Raw genomic sequence first — 1303 nt, forward strand, 5'->3', positions numbered from 1 at the left:
ATTAATATGTCTTTTCATCCGATTATTATTTGCCAGATTTCGAGTTGGACTCAGGAAAATTCCTCCCATATGCACCAGTTTGCTAAATGGGAAATATATCAACAGTATGCACACTAAAAACAGGTGGATATAAAAGATGACATTCACATCCGCAGGAATTAACGGTTGAAATCTTAACAATCCTAAGGTATATGCCTTTAAACTCACAACATCAACCTTCACAAAATACCTCATCAGAATACCTGAAATGGCTATGCCAATGATTAAAAGAAGAGGGAAGTAATCCGCAATAGGTAATGAGATGTAATAGACTTTAGGGCTTAATATTCTACGGAGCAAAAGAAAGGATACCCCAGCCAAAAGTCCAACTCCGGATAAGAATACCACCGGTGAACCTATCTCCATAAATCCATCCAGCCTACAAATCAAACTGATACAAGAAGGCACTGGCTCAATAAATAACCGACAATGTCTAATGACAATAATAAAAAAAGACCAATGAAAGATTAATGCCGCAAGCCAGAGTAATTTTTCTTCGAGATGAAGAAAGTAAGGACCCTGTTTTAATTGGGTTTGTGTATTGCGGAAAAGTGAGCGAAAGAGAAGAATTTCTAAAACCATTCTTCCGATAGCCCCAATACCTGTCGATGGATTTTCAAAACAGGCACTTTTAATCCAGGGAAGTGATTTTTGCTGAGCACAGGTCGTTGGTATGCGGAAAGGAACAGGAGATTGTGCCCATCGGACAATGCGCCAAAGGACACCAACAATAAAAATAAAAATAGCTAAATACGGAATGATAACTCCAAAAAGTAGATGCAGATTTGCAGTTTCTATTCCCAGATATGCCAGTAAAACTAATATTATCACGGCTAATAACGGTAATAAAACTTTCATTGGACACCCCACTTCATCATTTCATTTGTCTGAAGTTGATAAATCTTTTCTCTGCATTTCATAAATATATCAAACGAAATCGTTGCTAATCTATCTATTTTAGATTCAAGGGCTAATAATTCATTATCTTCACTGCCAATTTTCTCTCTAATTGCCTGTTTTAGAACGAAAATAAAGGATATAGCTTGTGAGGGAGCAACTCCCTGCACTGCTTTAATTTTGATTATATCCTCTAAAAATTTATCTACATCCTTGTTTTGAATAATTCCATCAAAAATGCCTTCAATCCCTTTTCTGATTGTCCATCCTACTGGATTAGCGAATTGGTTTTTCTCTGTTTTTACAAACTCTGCCGTCTGTTGTGGATAGGTATTAAGTATCAAATCAAACCATCGGTTGATAATAG

General features: G+C 36.3%; 2 protein-coding genes. Both read right to left on the reverse strand.

All coding sequences use genetic code 11. From position 1 onward, the window contains the following. Positions 1–897, reverse strand: an 897-nt coding sequence (gene dsrM, locus AB1414_10175) for a sulfate reduction electron transfer complex DsrMKJOP subunit DsrM (protein ID MEW6607799.1), incomplete at its 3' end; no start/stop codon positions are given. Continuing rightward, positions 894–1303, reverse strand: a 410-nt coding sequence (locus tag AB1414_10180; GenBank protein MEW6607800.1) for an RsbRD N-terminal domain-containing protein, incomplete at its 5' end; no start/stop codon positions are given. The genes AB1414_10180 and dsrM, both read right to left, overlap by 4 nt.

The sequence above is a fragment of the bacterium genome, from assembly GCA_040755795.1.
GTDB lineage: Bacteria > UBA9089 > CG2-30-40-21 > CG2-30-40-21 > SBAY01 > JBFLXS01.